Annotated in this window: 19 protein-coding genes; 9 read left to right on the forward strand and 10 right to left on the reverse strand. The window is 69.6% G+C overall.

Going from position 1 to position 18,830, the window contains the following annotated elements; translation table 11 throughout:
- Positions 1-122 precede the first annotated feature (122 nt).
- Positions 123-590: an SseB family protein gene (locus tag ACFWRT_RS18360; protein ID WP_007447855.1), complete on the reverse strand. Its 468-nt coding sequence runs from the start codon at positions 588-590 to the stop codon at positions 123-125.
- A gap of 208 nt (positions 591-798) precedes the next feature.
- Between ACFWRT_RS18360 and ACFWRT_RS18365 the strand changes: the two genes are divergently transcribed.
- The 3 genes from ACFWRT_RS18365 (at position 799) to ACFWRT_RS18375 (ending at position 4,394) form a co-directional block, all read left to right on the forward strand.
- Positions 799-2,625, forward strand: a complete 1,827-nt coding sequence (locus ACFWRT_RS18365; protein WP_380949614.1) for an acyl-CoA dehydrogenase — start codon at positions 799-801, stop codon at positions 2,623-2,625.
- Positions 2,626-2,773: 148 nt separating this feature from the next.
- Positions 2,774-4,072 (forward strand): M18 family aminopeptidase, encoded by a 1,299-nt coding sequence (locus tag ACFWRT_RS18370; protein WP_380949613.1) that lies wholly within the window; start codon positions 2,774-2,776, stop codon positions 4,070-4,072.
- A gap of 100 nt (positions 4,073-4,172) precedes the next feature.
- Positions 4,173-4,394, forward strand: a complete 222-nt coding sequence (locus ACFWRT_RS18375; protein WP_380949612.1) for a DUF6458 family protein — start codon at positions 4,173-4,175, stop codon at positions 4,392-4,394.
- A 155-nt stretch (positions 4,395-4,549) separates the two neighbouring features.
- On the opposite strand, the gene ACFWRT_RS18380 is transcribed toward ACFWRT_RS18375, so the two are convergent.
- Positions 4,550-6,370, reverse strand: a complete 1,821-nt coding sequence (locus ACFWRT_RS18380; protein ID WP_380949611.1) for an NHL domain-containing thioredoxin family protein — start codon at positions 6,368-6,370, stop codon at positions 4,550-4,552.
- A gap of 64 nt (positions 6,371-6,434) precedes the next feature.
- Here ACFWRT_RS18380 and ACFWRT_RS18385 point away from each other — a divergent pair, with 64 nt between their 5' ends.
- The gene (locus ACFWRT_RS18385) at positions 6,435-6,926 is read left to right on the forward strand and encodes an LURP-one-related/scramblase family protein (RefSeq protein ID WP_380949610.1); all 492 of its coding nucleotides are present in this window, start codon (positions 6,435-6,437) and stop codon (positions 6,924-6,926) included.
- Between the two features lie 72 nt (positions 6,927-6,998).
- Here ACFWRT_RS18385 and ACFWRT_RS18390 read toward each other — a convergent pair whose 3' ends face one another.
- A complete protein-coding gene (locus ACFWRT_RS18390; protein WP_380949609.1) occupies positions 6,999-7,793 on the reverse strand; it encodes a carbon-nitrogen family hydrolase in 795 nt (264 codons plus the stop codon).
- A 232-nt stretch (positions 7,794-8,025) separates the two neighbouring features.
- On the opposite strand from ACFWRT_RS18390, the gene ACFWRT_RS18395 reads away from it, so the two are divergent.
- The gene (locus ACFWRT_RS18395; protein ID WP_380949608.1) at positions 8,026-8,850 is read left to right on the forward strand and encodes a maleylpyruvate isomerase family mycothiol-dependent enzyme; all 825 of its coding nucleotides are present in this window, start codon (positions 8,026-8,028) and stop codon (positions 8,848-8,850) included.
- Between the two features lie 95 nt (positions 8,851-8,945).
- Here ACFWRT_RS18395 and ACFWRT_RS18400 read toward each other — a convergent pair whose 3' ends face one another.
- Positions 8,946-10,253: an MFS transporter gene (locus tag ACFWRT_RS18400; protein WP_380949607.1), complete on the reverse strand. Its 1,308-nt coding sequence runs from the start codon at positions 10,251-10,253 to the stop codon at positions 8,946-8,948.
- Positions 10,250-10,933: a GntR family transcriptional regulator gene (locus ACFWRT_RS18405; protein ID WP_380949606.1), complete on the reverse strand. Its 684-nt coding sequence runs from the start codon at positions 10,931-10,933 to the stop codon at positions 10,250-10,252. The genes ACFWRT_RS18400 and ACFWRT_RS18405 overlap by 4 nt, the downstream gene beginning before the upstream one ends.
- A gap of 127 nt (positions 10,934-11,060) precedes the next feature.
- On the opposite strand from ACFWRT_RS18405, the gene ACFWRT_RS18410 reads away from it, so the two are divergent.
- From ACFWRT_RS18410 to ACFWRT_RS18420, 3 genes are all read left to right on the forward strand, one after another.
- Positions 11,061-11,396 (forward strand): ArsR/SmtB family transcription factor, encoded by a 336-nt coding sequence (locus ACFWRT_RS18410; RefSeq protein ID WP_380949605.1) that lies wholly within the window; start codon positions 11,061-11,063, stop codon positions 11,394-11,396.
- Between the two features lie 3 nt (positions 11,397-11,399).
- The gene (locus ACFWRT_RS18415) at positions 11,400-12,140 is read left to right on the forward strand and encodes a cation efflux transmembrane domain-containing protein (RefSeq protein WP_380949604.1); all 741 of its coding nucleotides are present in this window, start codon (positions 11,400-11,402) and stop codon (positions 12,138-12,140) included.
- Positions 12,141-12,294: 154 nt separating this feature from the next.
- Entirely contained in the window at positions 12,295-13,197 is a 903-nt protein-coding gene (locus ACFWRT_RS18420) for a D-alanyl-D-alanine carboxypeptidase family protein (protein WP_380949603.1), read from the forward strand.
- A gap of 83 nt (positions 13,198-13,280) precedes the next feature.
- Here the strand turns inward: ACFWRT_RS18420 and ACFWRT_RS18425 are convergent, their stop codons facing one another.
- Positions 13,281-13,466: a DUF397 domain-containing protein gene (locus tag ACFWRT_RS18425; RefSeq protein WP_380955898.1), complete on the reverse strand. Its 186-nt coding sequence runs from the start codon at positions 13,464-13,466 to the stop codon at positions 13,281-13,283.
- Positions 13,463-14,350 (reverse strand): helix-turn-helix domain-containing protein, encoded by an 888-nt coding sequence (locus ACFWRT_RS18430; protein WP_380955896.1) that lies wholly within the window; start codon positions 14,348-14,350, stop codon positions 13,463-13,465. Before ACFWRT_RS18430 ends, ACFWRT_RS18425 begins: the two co-directional genes overlap by 4 nt.
- Positions 14,351-14,541: 191 nt before the next feature.
- Here ACFWRT_RS18430 and ACFWRT_RS18435 point away from each other — a divergent pair, with 191 nt between their 5' ends.
- Entirely contained in the window at positions 14,542-14,970 is a 429-nt protein-coding gene (locus ACFWRT_RS18435; RefSeq protein ID WP_380955895.1) for an ATP-binding protein, read from the forward strand.
- 66 nt (positions 14,971-15,036) lie between these two features.
- Here the strand turns inward: ACFWRT_RS18435 and ACFWRT_RS18440 are convergent, their stop codons facing one another.
- The 3 genes from ACFWRT_RS18440 to pdhA are packed head-to-tail and all read right to left on the reverse strand — an operon-like array spanning position 15,037 to position 18,626.
- Entirely contained in the window at positions 15,037-16,470 is a 1,434-nt protein-coding gene (locus ACFWRT_RS18440) for a dihydrolipoamide acetyltransferase family protein (RefSeq protein ID WP_380955894.1), read from the reverse strand.
- Between the two features lie 12 nt (positions 16,471-16,482).
- Positions 16,483-17,463 (reverse strand): alpha-ketoacid dehydrogenase subunit beta, encoded by a 981-nt coding sequence (locus ACFWRT_RS18445; protein ID WP_030563182.1) that lies wholly within the window; start codon positions 17,461-17,463, stop codon positions 16,483-16,485.
- Positions 17,464-17,465: 2 nt separating this feature from the next.
- Positions 17,466-18,626 (reverse strand): pyruvate dehydrogenase (acetyl-transferring) E1 component subunit alpha, encoded by a 1,161-nt coding sequence (gene pdhA / locus ACFWRT_RS18450; protein WP_380955893.1) that lies wholly within the window; start codon positions 18,624-18,626, stop codon positions 17,466-17,468.
- Positions 18,627-18,830: the final 204 nt, after the last annotated feature.

Consider the following 18,830-nt stretch of genomic DNA (forward strand, 5'->3'; position numbering starts at 1 on the left):
CGGGGCGCTCCCGGCGCACCCTCGGGGCGCTCCCGGCAGCACAAAGGGCCCGCGCCGGAAGTGGCGCAGGCCCTCACCCGTACAAGAAGTCCGCAGGTCAGCGACGCACGGACCCGGAACCCCTACCCGTACATCCGCCGCATCGCGAAGTCGACCATCTGCTCGACCGCCTTGGCGTCGAAGACCATCCGGTGGTCGCCCTCCATGTCCAGGACGAAGCCGTATCCCGTGGGGAGCAGGTCGATCACCTCGGCGCCGGTGATCACGAAGTACTTGGACTCCTTGCCCGCGTAGAGCCGCAACTCCTTGAGGGTCGTGAACATCGGGATCACGGGCTGCTGCGTGTTGTGCAGCGCCAGGAAGCCGGGGTTGTCACCGCGCGGGCAGTAGACCTTCGACGTGGCGAAGATCTGCTGGAAGTCCTCGGCGGAGAGGGAGCCGGTGGTGAAGGCCCGTACCGCGTCGGCCAGGGAGGGCGGGGAGGGCTCGGGATACAGCGGCTGCTCGCCGTAGCCGCCGCCCATCTGCCCCATCTGGCCCATCTGACCCATCTGCTGCTGAGCACCAGGGTTCTGGTCGTAGCCGTACATGCTGCAAAGAGTAATCGGACACATCTACGGCTTGAGGGGTTGCGCCTTATTACTGACGGGTAGCATCATCGTAGAGGTCAGCTGATACACCCGCGTCCGCCTGTACCGAACGCTGCACCGAACCGCTGTACCGCCGCCTGCCTGTCGCCCGACCCGCATCACTCCCCGGGGCGCTGTGCGCCACTGCTATTGATTACGGAGCCTTCCCATGGGGCACTACAAGTCGAATCTCCGCGACATCGAGTTCAACCTCTTCGAGGTGCTCGGGCGCGACAAGCTGTACGGCACCGGTCCGTTCGCGGAGATGGACGTCGACACCGCGAAGAGCATCCTGGAGGAGATCGTCCGCCTCGCGGAGAACGAGCTCGCCGACTCCTTCGCCGACGCCGACCGCAACCCGCCGGTCTTCGACCCGGAGACCAACACCGCACCGGTCCCGGAGAGCTTCAGGAAGTCGTACCAGTCCTTCATGGACTCGGAGTACTGGCGCCTGGGCCTGCCCGAGGAGATCGGCGGCACCACCGCGCCCCGCTCCCTGATCTGGGGCTACGCGGAGCTGCTGCTCGGCGCCAACCCGGCCGTGTGGATGTACTCCTCCGGTCCCGCCTTCGCGGGCATCCTCTTCGAGGAGGGCACCGAGGAGCAGAAGAAGGTCGCGGAGATCGCCGTCGAGAAGCAGTGGGGCTCGACGATGGTGCTGACCGAGCCGGACGCCGGCTCCGACGTCGGCGCCGGCCGGACGAAGGCCGTGCAGCAGGACGACGGCTCCTGGCACATCGAGGGTGTGAAGCGCTTCATCACCTCGGGCGAGCACGACATGTCCGAGAACATCCTCCACTACGTCCTGGCGCGCCCCGAGGGCGCCGGCCCCGGCACCAAGGGCCTCTCGCTCTTCCTGGTCCCGAAGTACCACTTCGACTGGACCACCGGTGAGCTGGGCGAGCGCAACGGTGCGTACGCGACGAACGTCGAGCACAAGATGGGCCTCAAGGCCTCCAACACCTGCGAGATGACCTTCGGCGACCGCCACCCCGCCAAGGGCTGGCTCATCGGCGACAAGCACGACGGCATCCGCCAGATGTTCCGCATCATCGAGTTCGCCCGGATGATGGTCGGCACGAAGGCCATCGCCACCCTCTCCACGGGCTACCTGAACGCGCTGGAGTACGCCAAGGAGCGCGTCCAGGGCACGGACCTGTCGCAGTTCATGGACAAGACGGCGCCCAAGGTCACCATCACGCACCACCCCGACGTGCGCCGCTCGCTCATGACGCAGAAGGCGTACGCCGAGGGCATGCGCTCCCTCGTGCTGTACACGGCCACCGTCCAGGACGCGATCCAGGAGAAGGAGGCCGCCGGCGAGGACGCCAAGGCGCTGAACGGCCTCAACGACCTGCTGCTCCCGATCGTGAAGGGGTACGGCTCCGAGAAGTCCTACGAGCAGCTCGCGCAGTCGCTCCAGACGTTCGGCGGCTCCGGCTACCTCCAGGAGTACCCGGTCGAGCAGTACATCCGGGACGCCAAGATCGACACCCTCTACGAGGGCACGACGGCGATCCAGGGCCAGGACTTCTTCTTCCGGAAGATCGTCCGCGACCAGGGCGTCGCGCTCAACACGCTCTCCGAGGAGATCAAGAAGTTCCTCGCGGGCGCCCAGGGCAACGAGGAGCTGGCCCCCGCGCTGGACTCGCTCGCCAAGGCGGCCGTGGACCTGGAGGCGATCGTCGGCACGATGATCACCGACCTCACCGCCACCGGCGAGGACGTCAAGAACATCTACAAGGTGGGCCTCAACGCCACCCGCCTCCTGATGGCCTCCGGCGACGTCGTCGTCGGCTACCTGCTCCTCAAGGGCGCGACCGTGGCCGCCGAGAAGCTGCCGACCGCCTCCGCCAAGGACGTGGCCTTCTACCAGGGCAAGATCGCCGCCGCGAAGTTCTTCGCCGCGAACATCCTGCCGGGCGTCTCGGCCGAGCGCGCGCTCGCCGAGAACGTCGACAACTCGCTGATGGAGCTGGACGAGGCGTCCTTCTAAGGAACCGCTCGCCTGTTTCGTCAACCAGCGCCGCCACCCGGAATTCGTCCGGGTGGCGGCGCTGTCGTATCAGCGGGTTGTAGACATCGGGCACCACCCCCACCCGTCACCGGATTCCGGACGCGGGTCCCTCGATACAGTGAAGACCATGAGTTCTCGCCACCGGTTCGACCGTGCGCACACCGATGACCTGATGTCCTTCCTGGCGGCGAGCCCGTCCCCGTACCACGCCGTGGCCAACGCGGCCGCCCGGCTGGAGGTGGCCGGATTCCGCCAGGTCGAGGAGACCGCCGCCTGGGACGCGAGCCCCGGCGGGAAGTACGTGCTCCGCGGCGGCGCCATGATCGCCTGGTACGTGCCGGAGGGCGCGGCCGCGCACACCCCGTTCCGGATCGTCGGCGCGCACACCGACTCCCCGAACCTGCGGGTGAAGCCACTGCCCGACACCGGGTCGCACGGCTGGCGGCAGGTCGCCGTCGAGGTCTACGGCGGCACACTGCTGAACACCTGGCTCGACCGGGACCTGGGCCTGGCCGGCCGGATCTCGCTGCGGGACGGCACCGACCGGCTGGTCAACATCGACCGGGCGCTGCTGCGGGTGCCCCAACTGGCCGTGCACCTGGACCGGTCGGCCAACACCGACGGCCTCAAGCTCGACCGGCAGCGCCACATGCAGCCGATCTGGGGTCTCGGCGAGGTGGCCGAGGGTGACCTGATCCGGTTCGTCGCCGAGGAGGCGGGCGTCGACGCGGAGGACGTCACCGGCTGGGACCTCATGCCGCACGCCATCGAGCCGCCGTCCTACCTGGGCCGGGACCGCGAGCTGGTCGCCGGGCCGCGGATGGACAACCTCCTCTCCGTGCACGCCGCGACCGCCGCCCTGGCCGCCGTCGCCGGACTGCCCGACGGCGAACTCCCTTACATCCCCGTCCTGGCCGCCTTCGACCACGAGGAGAACGGCTCCCAGTCCGACACCGGGGCCGACGGGCCGCTGCTGGGCACGGTGCTGGAGCGCTCGGTCTTCGCCCGGGGCGGTACGTACGAGGACCGCGCCCGCGCCTTCGCCGGAACGGTCTGCCTCTCCTCCGACACCGGCCACGCCGTGCACCCCAACTACGCCGAGCGGCACGACCCGACGCACCACCCGGTCGCCAACGGCGGGCCGATCCTCAAGGTCAACGTCAACATGCGGTACGCCACCGACGGCAGCGGCCGCGCGGTGTTCGCCGCCGCCTGCGAGAAGGCGGGCGTGCCGTGGCAGACGTTCGTCTCCAACAACTCGATGCCCTGCGGCACGACGATCGGACCGATCACCGCGGCCCGGCACGGCATCATGACCGTGGACATCGGGGTCGCGATCCTCTCCATGCACAGTGCGCGTGAACTGTGCGGCGCCGACGACCCGTATCTGCTGGCCAACGCGCTCACGGCGTTCCTGACGGACTGACAACCACTCTCAACGACCGCCTCGGACATGGTTGTTGCCGGGGCGGGTATCCGCCCCGTACACGATCCGGATACACCGGACCGTCGAGGAGGCGGGAATCATGGGGCTCGGAGGATGCATTCTTCTGATCGGTGGTGGCGCGATCCTGGCGTTCGCGACCGACTGGAAGGTGGACACCGTCAATGTCGACCTGGTCGGCTGGATCATGATGCTCGTCGGCCTCATCGGGGTCTTCGTCTACATGAGCATCGCGCGCCGTCGGCGCATGATCGTGCCGCCCACCACCACGGTCGTCCAGGACGACCAGCAGCGCTACCACTGACCGGGGCGGGCAAGGCTGATGCCTTGCCCGCCCGGCAGTGTTCCTGCCGGCCCGGCAGCGTCCTTGTCTGCCGGGCAGTTCCTTGACCGCCCGTCGAGCAGTTTCCTTGCCCGCCGGTCGAGCGGTTCCTTGCCCGCCCGGCGGTCGATGCGACGTCAGCCCTGCTCGTCGTCCATGCCTGCCAGCACCAGCGGCAGCCGGGCCACTCCCTGAGCCGTCACCCGGACCGGGACGCCCCAGTCCTGCTGGTGGACGTGGCAGGCCGGGTACTCGTTGGCCGGGTCGTCGTCGCAGGACGCCGCCATCGCGGAGACGTGCAGCACGCCCTCGGTGACCCCGTCCGCGAGGACCAGGTCGCGCCCGAGGTCCGTGCCCGCGCCGGAGCCCTCGGCCAGCAGCTCGGGCGGGGTGGCGGAGATCAGGAGCCGGGTCGAGGGCCCGTACCGGGTGTCCAGCTTCTGGCCCGCCGGCGCCTGGAAGACGACGTCGAGGCGGAGCGTGCCCGGGGCGATCTCGGTGGCGGCGCGCTGGGTACGGTGCGCCTGCTCGGCGACGCGTACGGCCGCCTCGGGCAGCCGGAGGCGGGTGAGGCGGTGGCGGGCGGACTCGACGACGACCAGGTCGCCGTCGACCAGCACCGCGTCGCTGGGCTCGCGGACGTCGGTGGCGAGCGTGGTGACCTCGTCGGTCGCGGGGTCGTACCTGCGCAGGGCGTGGTTGTACGTGTCCGAGACCGCCACGGACCCGTCGGGCAGCGCGGTCACGCCGATCGGGTGCTGGAGGAGCGCCTGGGCGGCGGCCCCGTCGCGGTGGCCGAAGTCGAAGAGGCCGGTGCCGACGGCCGTGTGCACGTGCTCGTCCCGGTCGACCCAGCGCAGGGCGGAGGTCTCGGAGTCGGCGACCCAGAGCCGCTCGCCGTCGGCGGAGACCGCGAGCCCGGACGGCTGGGCGAACCAGGCCTCGGCGGCGGGCCCGTCGACCAGGCCCTCGTTGGTGGTCCCGGCGGCGACCCGTACGGCCTGGGCCTCGGGGTCGTACGTCCACAGCTGGTGCACGCCCGCCATGGCGATCCACAGCCGGTCACCGAACCAGGCCAGGTCCCACGGCGAGGAGAGATCCACCTCGCGGGCCGGGCCGCTGGTCGGGGTCCCCTGCCACCACTGGCGGCCGGTCCCGGCCAGAGTGGTGACCGCCCCGGTCGTGAGGTCCAGGGCGCGGATCGCGTGGTTGACGGTGTCCGCGACGGCGATGCGGCCGTCCGGGAGCACGGCGAGCCCCTGCGGCTCGCTGAACCGGGCCTCGTCCGGGCCGCCGTCGTGCAGCCCGCGCTCACCCGTGCCGAAGTGGCGCCGTACGGTCTCGCCGTCCGCGTCCAGCTCGACCAGGCGGTGCCGGGTGGTGTCGGAGACCAGGAAGCCGCCGTCGGGCAGGAGCAGCGCCTTGCCCGGGAAGCGCAGATGCGTGGCGACGGGCTCGGGTGCCACGTAGGGGCCGTCACCGCGGCGGAGCGTGCCCTTGGCGCCGTGCTCGGCCTCCAGCTCCTCGACCAGCTTCTCGATGGCGTGGGCGTGGCCCTCGCCCGCGTGCTGGGCGACGACATAGCCCTCGGGGTCGATGACGACAAGCGTCGGCCAGGCCCGTACGGCGTACTGCTTCCAGGTGGCCAGCTCGGGATCGTCCAGCACCGGGTGGTGGACCTCGTACCGCTCGACCGCGTCCACGACGGCCTGGTGCTCGGCCTCGTGGACGAACTTCGGCGAGTGGACCCCGATGATCACCACGGTGTCGCGGTGCTTCTCCTCCAGCTCCCGCAGCTCATCGAGGACATGCAGGCAGTTCACACAGCAGAACGTCCAGAAGTCGAGGATGACGATGCGTCCTCGCAGTTCGGAGAGGGTGTACTGCCGGTCGCCTGTATTGAGCCAGCCGCCCTTGCCGATGAGTTCGGGGGCGCGGACCCGTGCACGTGATGCCATGCCACCAGTCAACACCGACCCCGCCTGCGCGCATTCCGCCGGGGGCCGGGGGAACCTGTGTCGCATGAGACTTCTCGTACGTGAGCGGCTGTTCTCCATCGGTGACGACTACTGGATCGAGGACACCGAGGGCCGCAAGGTCTTCCTGGTCGACGGCAAGGCCATGCGGCTGCGTGACACCTTCGAGCTGAAGGACGCCGACGGCCGGGTGCTGGTCGAGCTGCGGCAGAAGCTGGTCAGCCTCCGCGACACGATGCTCATCGAGCGCGGCGGGGAGGAGCTGGCCAAGGTCAAGCGCAAGCGGCTCTCGCTGCTCCGGAACCACTACCGGGTGACCCTGGTGGACGGTACGGAGATGGACGTCAGCGGCAAGATCCTGGACCGCGAGTTCGCCATCGAGTACGACGGTGAGCTGCTGGCCCAGGTCTCGCGGCGCTGGCTGACGATCCGGGACACGTACGGCATCGACGTGGTCCGGGAGGACGCGGACATCGCGCTGCTGATCGCCGTGGCGATGTGCGTGATCGTGCTGGCGGACAAGGAGAGCGGGGACTGATCGCTGTGCCGGGTGCGGGAGTTGGTTGTTTCACGTGAAACAGGGCGTTTCACGTGAAACAACGAGCGACGCTCAGATGCTCGGCGGCGCGAGCCCGAGACGGCGGTCCTTCAGCGCCGGGAACTGCTCCCGCGTCGCGCCGACCTTCGCCGGGTCGAAATCCACGGTCAGGATCTCCTCGTCCGCACCGGCCTCGGCGAGCACCTCGCCCCAGGGGTCGACGACGATGCTGTGCCCGGCCTGCGGGACGTCGGCGTGGCTGCCCGAGGTGCCGAGGGCGAGGACGTACGCCTGGTTCTCGACGGCGCGGGCCTGCGCGAGGAGCGTCCAGTGCGCGCGGCGGCGCTCGGGCCAGCCCGCCGACACGACGAGTGTCTCGGCGCCCGCGTCGACGAGCCCGCGGAACTGCTCCGGGAAGCGCAGGTCGTAGCAGGTGGCCAGGCCCAGCGTGGTCTCCGGCAGGGCAACGGTCACCAGCTCCTCGCCGGCGCCCATCATGACCGCCTCACCCTTGTCGAAGCCGAAGCGGTGGATCTTGCGGTAGACGGCCGAGCGCTCGCCGTCCGGTGAGAAGACGAGCGCGGTGTTGTAGAGAGTGCCGTCCGGCGCTCGCTCCACGAAGGACCCCGCGTGCAGCCAGACCCCGGCCTCGGCGGCCGCCTTCGCCATCACGTCGTGGGTGGGGCCCTGGAGCGGCTCGGCCTCCTGCTCGAAGACGGTGTAGGCGAACGCCCCGACCGGCCAGAGCTCGGGAAGGACCACCAGGTCGGAGCCGCGCTGGGCGACCACCAGGGAGGCCGCACGCTCGCGGCGGGCCTCGACGGATTCGTCCGGGTCTACTGCGATCTGGATGAGGGAGGCGCGCACACTACCACCGTCCTGGCATTCAAGCCGTCAACACGGGCCTACGATCGTCACACGAAAGCACTGCCGGGGTGCCTGCTCGCAGCGTAACTTAGGCGACTGAACCTCCACGTAGCCCGCAGCCCGCAGCCCGCAGCCCGCAGCCCGCAGCCCACGACAGCGTCGTCCGTGCCGGCCCGCCCGCCGGCACACCCTGCTCTCCAGCCCATGCACCGAAGAACCGCCGAGGGGTCCCGTGACCGTCCATCCCAGCCTCCAGACCTACGCCGACTCCGCGACCCACTCCATCGAAGCGATAGCCGATCTGGTCAAGCCGCTCGCGGAAGGGGAGTGGAACCGCCGCACGCCGTGCCCCGGATGGTCGGTGCGGGACATCGTGTCGCACGTCATCGGTATGGAGTGCGAGATGCTCGGCGACCCGCGGCCCATCCATACGCTGCCGCGCGACCTCTACCACGTACAGAGCGACTTCGCGCGCTACATGGAGATGCAGGTCGACGTCCGGCGCCACCACACCGCTCCGGAGATGACGTCCGAGCTGGAGTACGTCCTCATCCGCCGCGCCCGGCAGCTCCGCAACGAGTCCCGTGCCCCCGAGACGACGGTCCGCGCACCCCTCGGCGCCGAGCAGACCCTCGAAGTGGCGTACAACATGCGGGCCTTCGACGTCTGGGTGCACGAGCAGGACCTGCGGACGACGCTGGGCCAGCCGGGCAACCTGGACTCCCCCGGCGCGCACATCACCCGGGACGTCCTGCTCGCCGCGCTGCCGAAGGTGGTCGCGAAGGACGCGGGCGCGCCGGCCAACTCGGCGGTGGTGCTGGACGTACACGGTCCGGTGGAGTTCCTGCGGACGGTACGGGTCGACGCGGAGGGCCGCGGCTCGATAGACGGTTCGCCGTCGCTGGGCCCGGACGTGACGCTCTCGATGGACTGGGAGACGTACGTACGCCTCGCCTGCGGCCGGGTCCGTCCGGCGACGGTGGCCGACCGGATCAAGGCCGAGGGAGACCAGGATCTGGCCACGGCGATCCTGAACCACTTCGCCGTCACTCCGTAGTTACCTCTTCTCGGCGGCGCCCGCCCCGGATTTCACGGACGGACGGACGGGCGGGCGCGCCGCCGCCGGTCGCAGGGCCGCACGGATCACGCAGATCACGCGGGCACGTGCACGGCTTCCACCCGGCTGACCACATGGTGGTCGCGTTCCCTGAGCGCCGCGCGGCGGCGCAGCCGCAGGATCTGGGCCACGCCGAGCGCCTCCAGGACGAAGACCGAGGCGAAGGCGACCCGGTAGTTGCCGCCCGTGGCGTCCAGCAGCACCCCCACAGCGAACAGCGTCGTCATGGACGCGATGAACCCGCCCATGTTGACGATCCCCGACGCGGTGCCCTGACGCTCCGGCGGATTGGCGGGCCGGGCGAAGTCGAAGCCGACCATCGAGGCCGGCCCGCAGGCGCCCAGCACCACGCACAGGACCGTCAGCAGCCACATCGGGGTGTGCGCGGCGGGATAGAAGATCGCGCAGGCCCAGAGAAGGGCGGTCGTCGCGACCGTGCCCAGCGCGATGGGTGCCCGTGCCTCGTGATGGCGGGCGATGATCTGCCCGTAGACGAGCCCCACCACCATGTTGGAGAGCACCACCAGGGTGAGCAGCGTGCCCGCCGTCCCCCGGCTCAGCCCCTGCGCCTCGACCAGAAACGGCATCCCCCAGAGCAGCAGGAACACCATCGCCGGGAACTGCGTGGTGAAGTGCACCCACATCCCGAGCCGGGTCCCCGGTTCCCGCCAGGCGGCGGCGATCTGCTTGCGGACGTACGCACCGCCCGCATGCTCGGCGGGCGGCGGCTCATGGCCCTCGGGGTGGTCCTTGAGGAACAGGAGCAGCGGGACGAGCACGACGACCCCGGCCAGCGAACTGCCGACGAAGGTGGTGGTCCAGCCGAAGCTGTGCAGAGCACGCGCGATGAAAAGGGTCGAAACGAGGTTGCCCGCCATCCCGAACAGCGCGGCGACCTGGCCGATCAGCGGCCCGCGCCGGGCGGGGAACCAGCGGCTGCCGAGCCGCAGCACGCTGATGAAGGTCATCGCGTCACCGCAGCCGAGCAGGGCGCGGGCGGCGAGCGCCATGCCGTACGAGGGCGAGAGCGCGAATCCGAGCTGGCCGACCGTGAACAGGACGGCCCCGATGGTGAGGACCCGCTTGGTACCGAGCCGGTCGACCATCAGCCCCACGGGTATCTGCATGCCCGCGTAGACGAGGAGCTGGAGGATGGAGAACGTCGACAGGGCGGAGGCGTTGACGTCGAACCGGTCGGCGGCGTCGAGACCGGCCACGCCCAGGCTCGTACGGAAGATGATGGCGACGAAGTAGACGGCGACGCCGATGCCCCAGACCCAGGCGGCACGCCGTCCCCCGGGTGGATCGCCGGGCAGGGAGAGCGTGGGGGCGGCCGAACTCACCGGTCCTCACCCCGGACCAGCACCCGCACCCGGCTGACGTGCCGCCGGACGACCTGCGCGGCCTCCTCGGCGTTCCCGCCCCGGATCGCCTCCAGCAGCTCGCTGTGCTCGGTGATGTTGGCCTCGATCCTGCCCGGGTGCGCCTCCATCACGGCGACACCCATCCGCAACTGGCGGTCGCGCAACTGGTCGTAGAGGCGCGAGAGGATCTCATTGCCGGCGTTCTTGACGATCTCGGCGTGAAAACAGCGGTCCTTGACAGCCACTTCCGCCAGGTCCCCGGCCTCGGCCAACTGCCGCTGCTCCTCCAGAAGCTGTTCGAGCCGCGCGATCAACTGAGGTGACGCGGGAACAGCTTTACGCGCCGCGAACTCCTCCACCAGCAGCCGCGTCTCCACCACGTCCTTGATCTCCTGCGCGGAGACGGCGAGCACGAGGGCGCCCTTCTTGGGATAGAGCTTGATCAGCCCCTCGACCTCCAGCCGCAGCAACGCCTCCCGCACAGGCGTCCGCGAAACCCCCACCGCGTCCGCGAGCCCCCCTTCGGTGAGCAGCGTCCCGCCCTCGTAACGGCGGTCCAGGACGGCGTCCTTGATGTGCGCGTAGACCCGCTCGGCGGCGGGCGGCTGCTTGAGGGAGGCGATCGGCGGCTGGGTGGCGGCGGAGGGTGCGGCAGGCATGCGCACAGCATAGATACAACATGCACGCATGGAGGAGGGGCGTCCGGATTCTGGACCCGGGCCCGCCCACCCATCGCCGCACAGTTCATGCTTCCATGAATTCACGCTGAGCTGTACCGTCAGGCGCATGCTGACTGTCGCCTCCGACATCGAAGTGCTCGCGCGGTTCGGCCGCGCGCTCGCCGACCCGATCCGCTGCCGCCTGCTGCTCGCGCTCCGCGAGGCCCCCGCGTACCCCTCCGATCTCGCCGACGCCCTGGGCGTCTCGCGCACCCGGCTCTCCAACCACCTGGCCTGCCTGCGCGACTGCGGACTCGTCGTCACCGTGCCGGACGGCCGCCGGACGCGGTACGAGCTGGCCGACGAGCGCCTCGGCGACGCCCTGGACAACCTGCGCACCGCCGTGGTGGCCGTGGAGACCGACCGGACCTGCCCGGACGCCGAGACGGACGGGTGCTGCTGACCCATGACCGCGCTATCCCTCGGCCCCTCCCCGGCCCGCCGTGACGCGCTCGCCCGCCGGATACGGCTGCTGGTCGCCGCGACCATCGCGTACAACGTCATCGAGGCGGCCGTCGCCCTCACCGCCGGAACGATCGCCTCCTCCAGCGCGCTGGTCGGCTTCGGCCTGGACTCCGTCATCGAGGTCTCCTCGGCCACCGCCGTCGCCTGGCAGTTCTCCGCCCGTGACCACGCCGTGCGCGAGGCCCGGGAGAAGGCCGCCCTGCGGTTCATCGCCTTCTCGTTCTTCGCGCTCGCCGCGTACGTCTCCGTCGACGCGGTCCGGTCGCTGGCGGGCGGCGGCGAGGCGGATCGCTCCCTCACCGGCATCGTGATCGCGGCGCTCTCGCTCGCGATCATGCCGTTCCTGTCGGCCGCCCAGCGCCGGGCGGGCCGCGAACTCGGCTCCGCCTCGGCCGTCGCGGACTCGAAGCAGACCCTGCTGTGCACCTACCTCTCCGCCGTCCTCCTGGTCGGCCTGCTCCTCAACGCGCTGCTGGGCTGGTCCTGGGCCGACCCGGTCGCCGCCCTCGCCATCGCCGTCATCGCGGTCAAGGAGGGCCGCGACGCCTGGCAGGGCAAGGGCTGCTGCGCGCCGACCACCGCGACGGTGGACTCCGCCGGCCCTGCGGAATCCGAGGCGGAGACGTGCGGTTGCCGACCCGGCTGTACGTGCCACACCCGGGCGGAATCCGGTGGCCGCTGACCTAAGGTCAGACGGGGTAGCCGTAGGAACGGGCTCAGGGTCAAGGCTGCGCAAATTCACTCGTCCGGCACGCATCCATTGGCCCGTCCCAGAAGTCTCATCACCGAGCGGCACCCATATGTGGCCGCACATCAGGGGCATTTGGAGCGTTCAGTTGAAAATCGGGATCAAGCGCATCAATCGCGTGACCATCACGAGCACCGTGGCTCTCACCGCGGGTGCGGTGCTGGCGAGCGGCGCCTTCGCCTCGACGGCGCAGGCCGCCACTGCGCCGCCGGCTCCGAAGATCGTCGCCAAGGGCGGCTTCGTGATGAACAGCGGCACCGGCAAGTCGCTCTTCAGCAAGGCCGCGGACACCCGCCGCTCCACCGGATCCACCACGAAGATCATGACCGCCCTCGTGGTGCTCCAGCAGAAGAACGTGAACCTCAAGACCAAGGTCACGATCCAGAAGGCGTACAGCGACTACATCGTCTCGAAGAACGCCTCGTCCGCCCGGCTCATCGTCGGCGACAAGGTCACCGTGGGCCAGCTCCTCTACGGCCTGATGCTCCCGTCCGGCTGCGACGCGGCGTACGCCCTGGCCGACAAGTTCGGCTCCGGCTCCACCCGCGCGGCCCGCGTGAAGTCGTTCATCGGCAAGATGAACGCCACGGCGAAGAGCCTCAAGCTGAAGAACACCAACTTCGACTCGTTCGACGGCATAAGCAGTGGGAAGAACTACTCGACCCCCCGCGACCTGACGATCATCGCCCGCCAGGCGATGAAGAACGCCACGTTCCGCTCGGTCGTCAAGACCAAGTCGACGAAGCAGAAGGTCACCACGAAGAGCGGTGGCTACCGCTACATGTCGTGGACCAACACCAACAAGATGCTCAGCAGCTACAGCGGCGCGCTCGGCGTGAAGACGGGTTCCGGCCCGACCGCGAAGTACTGCCTGGTCTTCGCCGCGACGCGTAAGGGCAAGACGGTCATCGGCACGGTGCTCACGTCGTCCTCCGAGGCGAACCGCACCGCCGACGCGAAGAAGTTGATGGACTACGGGTTCAAGAAGTAGCCCGCAGGCGCTGTACGGCAAGGGGCCGGGCCCGCACATGCCGTGCGGGCCCGGCCCCTTGCCGTTCGGTACGGCGTACGGGCCTACGGCTGCTGCCGGCGCAGGTCGGCCGTGAAGGCGCCCCACGCGGCGGGCGCGACGGTGACGACGGGGCCGTCTAGGCGCTTGGAGTCGCGGAGGGCGACGGTGCGGGGGATGTTGCGGGCGACCTCGACGCAGTCGTGATCCTTGGTGCTGTAGCTGGACTTGATGAACCGGAATGCTCTCATTCCCTCATCCCCTTGGCGATGCTCTGCATGAACTGTACGGAATCGTGCGGCGACAGGCTCGACGTCACCAGGCTGTTGAACATCCCGATGAAGACCGCGCTCCGTTCCGCGTCCTCGATCCAGATCTCGGAGCGCGACGCGTCCATGTGGACCACGTCGATAGCCTTGTCCTCGCCGAACGACAGGATATTGAACGGTCCGCCGACACCGCTGTGTCCACCCGCCCGGAACGGCAGCACCTGGATGTGGATGTTCGGAAGATCCGACAGCTCACACAGGTGATCGAGCTGGCGTCGCATCACATCCGGCCCACCCATGAGCTGCCGCAAGGCGGCCTCCCAGATGACGGCGTGCATCAGCAGCGGGTTGTCGCCGTGCAGCCGTCGCTGGCGCCGCTCTCGGCTCTCCACCACGGCCTCAAGCTGGTCGATATCGTCCCAGGGCAGATCCGCCACGCCCATCGCCCTGATGTACTCGGCCGTCTGAAACAACCCCGGGATCAGGGCAACCTGCCATTGCCTGTTGCGCAGCGCGCCGTCTTCCATGGCGATGTAGTCCACGGCACCCGGGACAAGGCCGTTGTCCCACCAGCCCTTTACCTTGCGGCGCTCGCGATCCGTCTTCGCGATGTCCAACAGCCCGTCGACTACCCGGTCGTCCGTCACCCCGTACAACTGGCACAGCGCCCGGATGTCCGGATCGCGGACAGGAACCCACCCGCTCTCCATCTTCACCACCTTGGTCGCCGTCGCACTCAGGTATCCGGCAGCTTGCTGCTGCGTCATGCCAGCTTCGAGCCGCAGTCGTTGCAGCTCACCGCCAAGGCGTCGCCCGAGCACGGTGGACGTCCGATTGCCGCGCGCAGCGACTCCGGAATTCCGCATCTCGCCCTCCCGCTGATCGCGCCCAGTGTGCCAGCAAGCACACCGGCCGCGTGCTTCATTCGCTCGTTCGGGGAAGATATTCCCCGAACCACTTGAGCGTAAGAGCTTTCTGTCGCTACGTTCAGCACTTCCCCGATCACACAGCGGACGGGAATCCGGCACCGCCCACCCCCACCCGGAGGCACGCGACCATGACCGCAGCCCAGGAGACCCCAGCACCCACCCCCGAGCCCGTCCTCCGGGAGGACCGGGTCGACTACACGCCCACCGCTCGTGCCGTCTCGCTCAGCCGGCATCGGGCCGCCCGAATGGTCCTCCAGTGGGGGCACCCGGGAATGGCCGGCGACGCGGCCCTGATCGTCAGCGAGTTGGCCACCAACGCGCTGCTGCACGGCGCCATCCGTGGGCGGCTCTTCCGGGTCCACCTCACGCTCACCGAGTTCGTCCTCCGCGTCGCCGTCAGCGACCCCCGGGGCGAACGGCTGCCCTGCCTCCGGCGGCCCTACGGCGACGACTGCTACGGGCGCGGGCTCCTGATCGTCGCTCAGCTCGCCGACCGGTGGGGCGTCGAGCCCCGGACCGTCGGCAAGTCCGTGTTCGCCGAGCTCTCCGTACGGTGAACTCCGGGCCCGGACATGGCGGTGGGCCCGTACGCGACAAACACGTACGGGCCCACCGGCGAAGCGCTACGCCCAGGTGATCAGGCGCTTCGGCTGTTCCAGGATCGCCGCCACATCGGCCAGCACCTTGGAGCCGAGCTCGCCGTCGACCAGGCGGTGGTCGAACGACAGGGCCAGCGTGGTGACCTGACGCGGCTTCACCTTGCCCTTGTGCACCCACGGCTGGAGCTTGATCGCGCCGACCGCCAGGATCGCGGACTCGCCCGGGTTCAGGATCGGGGTGCCCGTGTCGACGCCGAAGACGCCGACGTTGGTGATCGTCACCGTGCCGCCCGCCATCGCCGCCGGGGACGTCTTGCCGTCCCGCGCCGTGCTGACCAGCTCGCCCAGGGCCCCCGCGAGCTGCGGCAGCGTCTTGTCGTGCGCGTCCTTGATGTTCGGCACGATCAGACCACGCGGGGTGGCCGCCGCGATGCCCAGGTTCACGTAGTGCTTCTGCACGATCTCCTGGTTGACCTCGTCCCAGGCCGCGTTGACCTCGGGATTCCGCTTGATCGCGACCAGGAGGGCCTTGGCGATGATCAGGAGCGGGTTGACCCGCACCCCCGCCATCTCCTTGTCCTCCTTGAGCTCCGCCACCAGCTTCATCGTCCGCGTCACGTCGATCGTCACGAACTCGGTGACGTGCGGTGCGGTGAACGCGCTGCCCACCATCGCCTGCGCGATCGCCTTGCGGACTCCCTTGACCGGGATGCGGGTCTCGCGCGCGGAAGAGGTGACCTCTACAGCAGCAGCCACCACCGGCTCGGACACCGAAGGGGCCTGGGCCGAAGGAGCCACAGCCGCAGAAGCAGAGGCCGCCGCGTGCACGTCCTCGCGGGTGATGATGCCGTCCTTGCCGGTCGGCACCACCGTCGCCAGGTCGATCCCCAGGTCCTTGGCCAGCTTCCGTACCGGCGGCTTCGCCAACGGGCCACCGGCCGGAGGCGCGTCGACCGGAGCCTCAGGAACAGCCGGTGCCGCGTGGCCGTTCAGCTCCGCCTGCACCGCCACCGCCACCGCGGCGGCCTCCGGAGCAGCCGCCCCCTTGCGCGGGCGGCGCTTCGTGGAGGACTCCGCGACCCCGTAGCCGACCAGGACCGGCGTACGGCCCTTCGGTTCCTCGGAAACGGGAGCGGCGGCCTCCACCGGCTCCTGCACAGGAGCCGGAGCCGGAGCTTCCTCGTCACTCCCTGGCGCCACGTCCACCGTGATGATCACCTGGCCGACATCGACCGTCGTACCTTCGGAGAAGCGCAGCTCGTGCACCACGCCGTCGAACGGGATCGGCAGCTCCACCGCCGCCTTCGCCGTCTCGACCTCGCACACGACCTGGCCGTCGGTGACCGTGTCACCGGGCTGGACGAACCACTTGAGGATCTCGGCCTCGGTGAGCCCCTCGCCCACGTCGGGCATCTTGAACTCGCGGAAGCGAGCGGACGTCTGTGTCATCGTCGTCACGACCCCAATCCCTCAGTACGCCAGCGAGCGGTCGACGGCGTCGAGCACCCGGTCCAGGCCGGGCAGGTACTCGTCCTCCAGCCGGGCCGGCGGGTAGGGCACGTGGTAGCCGCCGACCCGCAGGACGGGGGCCTCCAGGTGGTAGAAGCTGCGCTCGGTGATGCGGGCGGCGATCTCCGCGCCGGAGCCGTAGAAGACGGGCGCCTCGTGGACGACCACGAGCCGGCCGGTCTTCTCGACCGACGTCTGGATGGCGTCGAAGTCGATCGGGGACATCGAGCGCAGGTCCAGGACCTCGACCGACTTGCCCTCCTCCTGGGCGGCCGCGGCCGCTTCCAGGCAGACCTTGACCATCGGGCCGTACGCGACGAGCGTCAGGTCGCTGCCCTCGCGGACGGTGACGGCCTTGTGGAGCGGGCCGGGGATGGACTCGGTGTCGACCTCGCCCTTGTCCCAGTAACGTCGCTTCGGCTCGAAGAAGATGATCGGGTCATCGCTCTGCACGGCCTGCTGCATCATCCAGTAGGCGTCGCTCGCGTTGGACGGAGAGACCACCTTCAGGCCCGCCACGTGCGCGAAGAGCGCCTCGGGGGACTCGGAGTGGTGCTCGACCGCGCCGATGCCACCGCCGTACGGGATCCGGACGACGACGGGCAGCTTGATCTTGCCGAGCGCGCGGGCGTGCATCTTCGCGAGCTGCGTGACGATCTGGTCGTACGCGGGGAAGACGAAGCCGTCGAACTGGATCTCCACGATCGGGCGGTAGCCGCGCAGGGCCAGGCCGATCGCGGTGCCGACGATGCCGGACTCGGCGAGCGGGGTGTCGATCACCCGGTCCTCGCCGAAGTCCTTCTGGAGGCCGTCGGTGATCCGGAAGACACCGCCGAGCTTCCCGACGTCCTCGCCCATGATGAGGACCTTGGGGTCGGTGTCGAGGGCCAGACGCAGCGACTCGTTGAGCGCTTTCGCGATGGACATCTTTTCCACGGCCATGGCTACTTGCCCTCCTCGGCAGAGTCGGCGAACGATGCCTGGTAGGCGGCGAACTGGGCACGCTCCTCGTCGACGAGGGAGTTCCCGTCGGCGTAGCCGTGCTCGAACAGCGACAGCGGCTCCGGGTCGGGCATCGCCCGCACCACCTCGCGTACGCGCTTGCCGAGGGTCTCGCTCTCCGCCTCCAGCTCGGTGAAGAACGCCTCGTCGGCGTGGCCGGAGCTCTCCAGGTACATGCGCAGCCGCAGGATCGGGTCCTTGGCCTCCCACGCGGCGCGCTCGTCGTCGGCCCGGTACTTCGTCGGGTCGTCGGAGGTGGTGTGGGCGCCCATGCGGTACGTGAACGCCTCGACCAGGGTGGGACCTTCGCCGCGGCGGGCGCGCTCCAGCGCGGAGCGGGTGACGGCGAGGCACGCGAGTACGTCGTTGCCGTCGACCCGGACGCCGGGGAAGCCGTAGCCCTGAGCGCGCTGGTAGAGCGGCACGCGGGTCTGGCGCTCGGTGGGCTCGGAGATGGCCCACTGGTTGTTCTGGCAGAAGAACACGACCGGGGCGTTGTAGACCGCGGAGAAGGTGAACGACTCCGCGACATCGCCCTGGCTGGAGGCACCGTCACCGAAGTACGCGATCACGGCCGAGTCCGCGCCGTCCTTGGCGACGCCCATGGCGTAGCCGGTGGCGTGCAGGGTCTGCGAGCCGATGACGATCGTGTACAGGTGGAAGTTGTTGGCCGTCGGGTCCCAGCCACCGTGGTTCACTCCGCGGAACATGCCGAGGAGGTTGGTGGGGTCGACCCCGCGGCACCAGGCCACACCGTGCTCGCGGTAGGTCGGGAAGACGTAGTCGTCGTCGCGCAACGCCCGGCCGCTACCGATCTGCGCGGCCTCCTGGCCCAGCAGCGAGGCCCACAGGCCCAGCTCCCCCTGCCGCTGGAGGGCGGTCGCCTCGGCGTCGAATCGGCGGGTCAGGACCATGTCCCGGTACAGGCCGCGCAGCTCGTCGGCGCTCAGGTCGATGCTGTAGTCCGGGTGCTCGACCCGCTCGCCCTCGGGCGTCAGCAGCTGCACGAGCTGGGGCTCGGAACTCTGCGGCTTCTTCGCGGCGCTGGTCCGCTTACTGGCGCGTCGCGGTTTACGCGCGGCGGCAGTGCTCTCCACGGTCACGTGCGTGCTCCTCCGTCGGTCCGGCCCCCGGGGTCTGCCGGGAGACCAGTGCGGCTCGCCTGTGTCCGGACCCGAGCACGGGGTGGGTGCTTCTCGGCCGGGATACAGGCGTGACAGGTGCCCCGGCGAGCGCCCTGTCACAGGCACGTTACCCAGTGCATCGCATAACTGCGAAACCCTATCTGACCTGCGTTTTTGCTTGGA

The organism is Streptomyces cyaneofuscatus (genome assembly GCF_042718795.1).
GTDB classification, from domain to species: domain Bacteria; phylum Actinomycetota; class Actinomycetes; order Streptomycetales; family Streptomycetaceae; genus Streptomyces; species Streptomyces cyaneofuscatus_A.